This is a genomic window from Exiguobacterium sp. B2(2022) (genome assembly GCF_028823655.1).
In the GTDB taxonomy this organism is placed as follows: Bacteria; Bacillota; Bacilli; order Exiguobacteriales; family Exiguobacteriaceae; genus Exiguobacterium; species Exiguobacterium aestuarii_A.
Genome location: NZ_JAPEHX010000090.1, coordinates 1 through 6,589 on the forward strand (window position 1 = coordinate 1; position 6,589 = coordinate 6,589).

The window sequence follows — 6,589 nt, forward strand, 5'->3', positions numbered from 1 at the left end:
CGCACGCAGCGAGTAAAGATGAGAGCATTAAGACAGATGATGCGAGTGCAATCGTCGTTTTTTTCATGTTCATTCTCCTTTGAATATGTTGTCACGCCACAATACGATGGCATAACTCCCGAATAAGATGATCTGGCATCGGGCGATCCCCGAGCCGTGTCAACGTGTACGTGATCAGTTCCAAATCGAGCTTCGGTCCGTCTATGTATGGGCCGACTACGTAAAGGTCCGCCCCGAACGGCAATGCGTCTTGTTCTTTCAATCGCCAGAGCAACAGCTCGAACAAGCCGTCCATGTCGTCGAACGACACGTCGCGAGAGAGCGTCGATGCTCGAAATAATCGGATGTCACGCGTCTCCTCGTCATAGAGACGAAATATGCCGTCGCGTCTAGAGCGCGTGATGATCATGCTCGTCTCCTCGCCTGTGAACGCTTCCATTTCGTCGAAGGCGAAGTCGTGTCGTGCGAACAATCGGGTCGCCCCGTAGCGACCGAAGATCGCGTGGAACTGGTCTTTCAATGGTGTCTCTTTTTGCATCGCTACCCCTCCAAACGTGTCGTTGAGAGTGTCACCCCTTACTTAGTAAATTAAATTTATTATCTAACTACACATAGACTATAGCATGCTCTCGTTTATGTTGTAAACGCTTTCTTAAGAAGAAATGAAAAATCGCCTTTCTACAAGAGAAAGACGACTCGTTGTTTCATTGAATTTCACCGAACATCTCGTTCGTGATGAGTGCCGCAGCCCCGAGCGCGCCTTGGCTGACGTTCCACGGGACGACACGGATGTCGGTCTGACGGGCATCGAGGGTGAGCGCCGTCTGGGCGACACGCTCTTGGATGTTCGTCACGACGTCCGGCGCATAGTTGAAGAGTGGTCCCCCGAGAAGGATGCGACCCGGGTTTAACAGATGAATCATATTGAGAGTGGCGATGCCGATGTATTCACCGGCCCGTTCATAAAGCTTTTGAACATCTTGATTCGAGCTTACGGAATCACGGAGGTCGTCGAGCGTCAGGTCATGCGCGAGTTGACGGGCCTCGTTCAAGATGGCACGCTCACCTGCGACCGCCTCTAAACAGCCACGGTTGCCGCATGAACAGATCGGTCCATCGAGCATGATGCGCATATGTCCGATCTCACCAGCGATATGATGCTCCCCATCGATCAACTCGCCTGCGTGGACATACGCTCCCCCGATCCCGTACCCGGCATACACATAAAAGAACTCCTCAATCCCAATTGCTTCCCCAAAATACAGTTCGCCGAGGGCAAGTGTCCGCACGTCGTTCTCGACGAAGACGTGCTGGCCGAGCCGCTTCTCGAGTTCGTGCTTGAGCGGGATGTCGTGCAAGTGAAAACGTGGTGCGAACAAGACAACCCCGTCACCTGCCTCGACCATCCCGTGCACAGAGACGCCGAGTCCGATGACATCGCCTTCCGTGCGGTCGTTCAACGTTATGTACAGCGCGACGATGGCATCGATGAACTCCTCGTTCGTATCGAACCGTTCGTCATGCCATGCCTCGTCGAGCAGTTCCCCATGGATGTTCGTAACGACCCCGTGCAGCTTTCGCTGCGTCGCATCGATGCCGATGACGAAACGGTCGCTCGCCGCGAGCTCGAGCATGATCGGGCGTCGTCCCCCACTCGAGACGCCGAGCTCCCGCTCATTGATCAGTCCTTCTTCTTTCAGTTCATTGACGATGTTCGAAATCGTCGGTTTCGTCAAACTCGTCTTCTTAGCGAGCTCGACACGGGACACCGGCTGATGGAGCCGGATGAGCCGAAGGATGAGCGCCCGATTATAGGACCTCATCCATTTGGAGTTGCGTGGTGTTGTGTTCCCCATGACCATTCCACCTATTCCTGTCATTTTCTTTTAGTATAGCATGTCCGGGAAAGCGGTCAGCGATTGACTGAAACATTCTTTCATCAAGAAATGATGGAATGTGTCCATCATATCGGTCAAATCGAATGATTCATCTGGTTAATACAACGTCATCAGGAAAGAAACGCTATTCCCCCCGCCTAGCGACCGCCCTTATCACACATAAGCCCAAGGGATATCTCCGATAACATTGGGATTAAGGTGACAGAGGCGTTAGACATTGGTGTAACAACGACAGAAAGGAGAAGAATAGCGTTTATACTCGCTTCAACCTAGGAATACGAAAGAGCGCTCGGAAAAGAACCGACGATGAAAACGATTGACGAACAAATCACAGAATGGGAGCCGATGATCCACTATGTCATCCGCCACTTGAACATCCACCAGAACGAGCAGGACGACTGTGTCCAAATTGCCCGCATCGCCTTATGGGAAGCCTTGAACCGAGGCTGTACGCTATCGAAGACGTACTGCTTCCAGCGCATCCGTGGAGCGATTCTGAACCATCAACAAAAGAACGCACGGCATTTGAAACATGAGGTCGCAGCCGAACGGCTCCCCGAGCAATGTATGACATCCGAGCGTCATCTGTTTGACTGGCTCGACGAACAACGGAAGAACCTATCCCCACGCCACTTCGAACTTCTCTGTCATCTGATTGATGGCACGGAACAGACGCTCGACTACTCCGCAAGCCGATTGCGCGCGTATAAGGCGGACGTTCAACGTGAGTTGCGAAAAGAGTTGTATTCGAAGGAGTGAACAACATGGAACCGATTCAAATCAAAGAAGCGATCACGCGTTACTTGGAAGATGTAGAGATGCGGCAACAACGCTCCCCTGAGACGGTGAAGACGTATCGGAACACGTTACGTCGATTCGAACAGATGATGCAGCAGTCGAATGTGGTGTATCTGAAGAACGTGGATGAAACTGACCACGCGTTCCCGTACCGAGACAAACTAGTAGATGAAGAGCTTGCGACCAACACAATCAAAAAATATGTGAGTGTACTCAAGTCGTTCATGTCTTACTCGGTCAAACGAGGATGGATCACATATAATCCGTTCGTATTCGTCAACGTACCCGGTGCCGAAGTAAAGCGGCAATCCATCATTTTAAGCCGGGAACAAGTGAATCAACTGCTGCATCATGCACACAACGCGACATTGTATAACATCTTTTTGATTGGCTGCGATGCGGGGTTCCGAATCAGTGAGACGTTAGATGTAAAACTCGAGGATGTATCGTTTGAGTCGAACGACATCATCATTCGACATGGGAAAGGGAATAAAATGCGGGAAGTGCCGATGACCGATCGTATCCGAAAATCGTTAGAGCGTTATATTCAGGTCGAGCGGCCAAAATCAGACAAGGACTCGCAATACTTGTTCATCATGCCGAACGGATCAAAAGTCCGCGCGAACTATGTGAATAAATATCTCCTGGAAGTATCAGAGGAACAACTCGGTTTCGGAATCACGAGTCATATCCTCCGTCACAGCTTCGCAACCGAACTTTATAACGCCGATGTCAAAATCACGAAAATCAGTCGATTACTCGGACATGCCTCGACCGAGACGACCGAGTTATATCTGCACATCTCGAAAGAACAGAATCAAGAGACGATTGAAGTGTTGAATGCGAAAAATCGAGAGGTTGATAAGTGAGTGAAGAAACAGAATTAACCTTTAAACCTTGTTTAGTAGGTTTGATAAAATCAAAAATGTTAAAGTAATTAACCAGTCCAATTTTTAAGGAAGTAAATACATAGGGCAGTCTCTTCATCTGCCCTATGTATTATTCTTTGTCTTGCTCCGTTAGCACAATGCTCTCTTTGAAATCTCGTACGATATATTCATGTTGATATGTTGATAACTCTTTAGAGTATGCAAAATCACTAAATAACTTATTGATCGTAATGTGACGATTAACAACAAGTTTAATAAGCGGATTAAATATTTTAATCTTTCGGACACGGTTATCATGTACCTTACCAATAGTTGATACTAAATCAGATGTACATACATATTCACTGTTCTGAGGGTGGAACGTCCCTTGGTATCTATGAAGAATCACAAGTGTCAAAAACTCACATAAGTTATCAATATGAATCATACTTCGCTGATTTTTATAATTCGGAAAAAATGGAATTTTCCTTGCTAGCTTAGCAAGCTTCACATAATTCCCAATTGCACCTTTACCATAAATCATAGGCGGTCTAATACAAGCTACTATAAAACTATCATCCTCGAGAAGCGCAAGCCTCTTCTCTGCTTGAAGCTTACTCATCCCGTAATAGTTTGCAGGATTTGGATTCGTCATATGTGTAATCAATTTTAGATTGGATGCATCTCCGTACACACTCATACTACTCATGAATACAAATTGGCGAACGCCCTCTTTTTTGGCCTTTTTTGCAATCTTCTCTGTTAAATCAGTATTTACTTGATAATAGAGTTTTTTCATGTTTTTTTTCATTGAAACGTGGACTACTGCAGCCACATGTAACACAACGTCATATCCTTCAAATGAAAGTTGCTTCCACTCTCCGCTTCGTGTCCCAACAGACTCCACTTCAATCTTTGAAGAATAGTTATCTGAAACCCATTGCTTAAATGAGTTCCCAACATAGCTACTTGCACCCGTAATTAATACTTTCTTCAATATATATCCCCCTATAAAACAAGCAGCATGGAAATTACTTTCATACTGTTTGTTTTATTAATCTCGACTATATAAATCACGCGTATACACTTTATAAAAAACATCTTTAAGTTCTGGATGAAGACGATTCGTGACAATCACATCGGTCGTTTCCTTGAATTTTTCAAAATCATTAATGACAGGAGAATTGTAAAAATTATCCTCTTTTAAAGCTGGTTCATACACAACCACTTCGACACCTTTCGCCTTAATACGCTTCATGATTCCTTGAATTGAAGAAGCTCTAAAGTTGTCTGAGTCAGTTTTCATTGTTAAACGATATACACCAACCCGCTTGGGATTTTGCTTTAAAATAGATTCTGCCACAAAATCTTTACGTGTACGGTTCGCATCAACAATAGCACCAATGATGTTATTTGGCACATCTTCGTAGTTAGCAAGCAGCTGTTTTGTATCCTTTGGCAAACAGTAGCCGCCATAACCAAACGAAGGATTATTATAATGTGATCCAATACGTGGATCAAGACCAACACCTTCGATAATTTGTTTTGAATCCAAACCACGAACTTCAGCATAGGTATCGAGTTCGTTAAAGAATGCAACACGCATAGCTAAATATGTATTTGAAAACAACTTAATAGCTTCTGCTTCAGTCGAATAAGTTAGCAATACCTGTATATCTTTTTTAATCGCAGCGTCTTTTAATAAATCTGCAAAGACTTGAGCGCGCTCTGATTGCTCGCCAACAACAATACGTGATGGATAAAGATTGTCATGTAATGCTTGACCTTCACGTAAGAATTCTGGAGAAAAGATGATATTTTTAGTATCAAATTTTGATTTTACTTCCTCCGTATAACCTACTGGTATAGTTGATTTAATAACCATGATAGCTTCTGGATTAATAGCTAAAACCTTTGCAATTACACTTTCTACCGTACGTGTATCGAAGTAGTTGCGTACAGGATCGTAATCCGTAGGTGTTGCGATAATAACGTATTCTGCATCTTTGAATGCTGTTAAACTATCAGTAGTCGCAACTAAATTAAGGTTCTTATTTTGTAAATAACTCTCGATTTGTGCATCAACGATTGGTGACTGTTTCTTGTTAATCATATTAACTTTTTCTTGCATAATATCAAGAGCAACAACTTCATTGGTTTGCGACAATAATACAGCTATTGAAAGACCAACATAACCTGTTCCAGCTACTGTTATTCTCATCATTTCTTCAATCCCATCTTCAGAGGTCAAATTGTATATTGCTTTTTTAACAAATTTCGATACTCACCACTTAAGATTTGTTCCCGCCAAACTTTGTCCTGTAACTTTATAACTGACAAATCTAGAAGCATCAAACTCGAATCTAGTATTTTTAAAGATTTATTCTAAGTATCCTTATTTAAATTTAACTTTCTAAGAATTTTAGGTTTTTTTACTAACTTTGGAATCGACTTAGCAATCCAATAAAGAGTCAAAAAAAGTGATTTTGCCATTGAAAGTTTCTCAATTTTAAAGTAAATAGTCCAATGATACTTCACTAGACTTAACTTATTTTTTGATAGCGAACCTTTTCTAATACGGTGACTAGCTAATACTTCTTCTAAACAATATAATTTTTTAGCTTTTTTTATAATTTGTAACCACATCAAATAATCATTTCTTTTTTTAATAGAAGGTATTTTCATTTTTTCTCCTAAGAGTCTTGCACTATAAATTACAGTAGAATTTCCTAGAGAATTGAAAAGAAGTCCTTTATAATCCAATTTATCAGGGGTTTTAATTGTTAAACCTAGTTTCTCTCCATCTTCATTTATTTTATCGTAATACGTGCAAGTAAATATCACTTTCTCTTGTCTGATATATTTTATTTGCTTTATAAGTTTGTCATTTCTCCAAAGATCGTCGCTATCCAAAAACGCAATAAATTCTCCTTTCGCTTTTTCAATGCCAAAATTTCTTGCTTGAGCCGCACCAGAATTTTTCTCTAATCTATAATATTTAATTCGTGAATCTTTTATGCACAG

At 42.8% G+C, this 6,589-nt stretch carries 7 protein-coding genes; 2 read left to right on the plus strand and 5 right to left on the minus strand.

Going from position 1 to position 6,589, the window contains the following annotated elements; genetic code table 11:
• Positions 1–91: 91 nt before the first annotated feature.
• The gene (locus ON063_RS13935; RefSeq protein WP_214744383.1) at positions 92–538 is read right to left on the minus strand and encodes a hypothetical protein; all 447 of its coding nucleotides are present in this window, start codon (positions 536–538) and stop codon (positions 92–94) included.
• Between the two features lie 166 nt (positions 539–704).
• A complete protein-coding gene (locus ON063_RS13940) occupies positions 705–1,856 on the minus strand; it encodes an ROK family transcriptional regulator (protein WP_274665528.1) in 1,152 nt (383 codons plus the stop codon).
• 348 nt (positions 1,857–2,204) lie between these two features.
• Here ON063_RS13940 and ON063_RS13945 point away from each other — a divergent pair, with 348 nt between their 5' ends.
• Positions 2,205–2,657 carry a sigma factor gene (locus ON063_RS13945; RefSeq protein ID WP_274665529.1) on the plus strand — a complete coding sequence of 151 codons (453 nt, stop codon included), beginning with the start codon at positions 2,205–2,207 and terminating at the stop codon, positions 2,655–2,657.
• A gap of 5 nt (positions 2,658–2,662) precedes the next feature.
• Positions 2,663–3,565: a tyrosine-type recombinase/integrase gene (locus ON063_RS13950; protein WP_274665530.1), complete on the plus strand. Its 903-nt coding sequence runs from the start codon at positions 2,663–2,665 to the stop codon at positions 3,563–3,565.
• Between the two features lie 130 nt (positions 3,566–3,695).
• Here the strand turns inward: ON063_RS13950 and ON063_RS13955 are convergent, their stop codons facing one another.
• The 3 genes from ON063_RS13955 to ON063_RS13965 form a co-directional block, all read right to left on the minus strand.
• The gene (locus ON063_RS13955; protein WP_274665531.1) at positions 3,696–4,562 is read right to left on the minus strand and encodes an NAD-dependent epimerase/dehydratase family protein; all 867 of its coding nucleotides are present in this window, start codon (positions 4,560–4,562) and stop codon (positions 3,696–3,698) included.
• A 57-nt stretch (positions 4,563–4,619) separates the two neighbouring features.
• Positions 4,620–5,786 carry a nucleotide sugar dehydrogenase gene (locus ON063_RS13960; protein ID WP_274665533.1) on the minus strand — a complete coding sequence of 389 codons (1,167 nt, stop codon included), beginning with the start codon at positions 5,784–5,786 and terminating at the stop codon, positions 4,620–4,622.
• Positions 5,787–5,950: 164 nt separating this feature from the next.
• A partial coding sequence (locus tag ON063_RS13965) for a glycosyltransferase family 2 protein (protein WP_274665532.1) occupies positions 5,951–6,589 on the minus strand: 639 nt, incomplete at its 5' end.

Excerpts from the sequence above, each read along its gene's own strand:
- ON063_RS13945 (WP_274665529.1), top strand. The coding sequence starts at position 2,205 with ATGAAAACGATTGACGAACAAATCACAGAATGGGAGCCGATGATCCAC.
- ON063_RS13960 (WP_274665533.1), bottom strand. The coding sequence starts at position 5,786 with ATGAGAATAACAGTAGCTGGAACAGGTTATGTTGGTCTTTCAATAGCT.
- ON063_RS13940 (WP_274665528.1), bottom strand. The coding sequence starts at position 1,856 with ATGGGGAACACAACACCACGCAACTCCAAATGGATGAGGTCCTATAAT.
- ON063_RS13950 (WP_274665530.1), top strand. The coding sequence starts at position 2,663 with ATGGAACCGATTCAAATCAAAGAAGCGATCACGCGTTACTTGGAAGAT.
- ON063_RS13935 (WP_214744383.1), bottom strand. The coding sequence starts at position 538 with ATGCAAAAAGAGACACCATTGAAAGACCAGTTCCACGCGATCTTCGGT.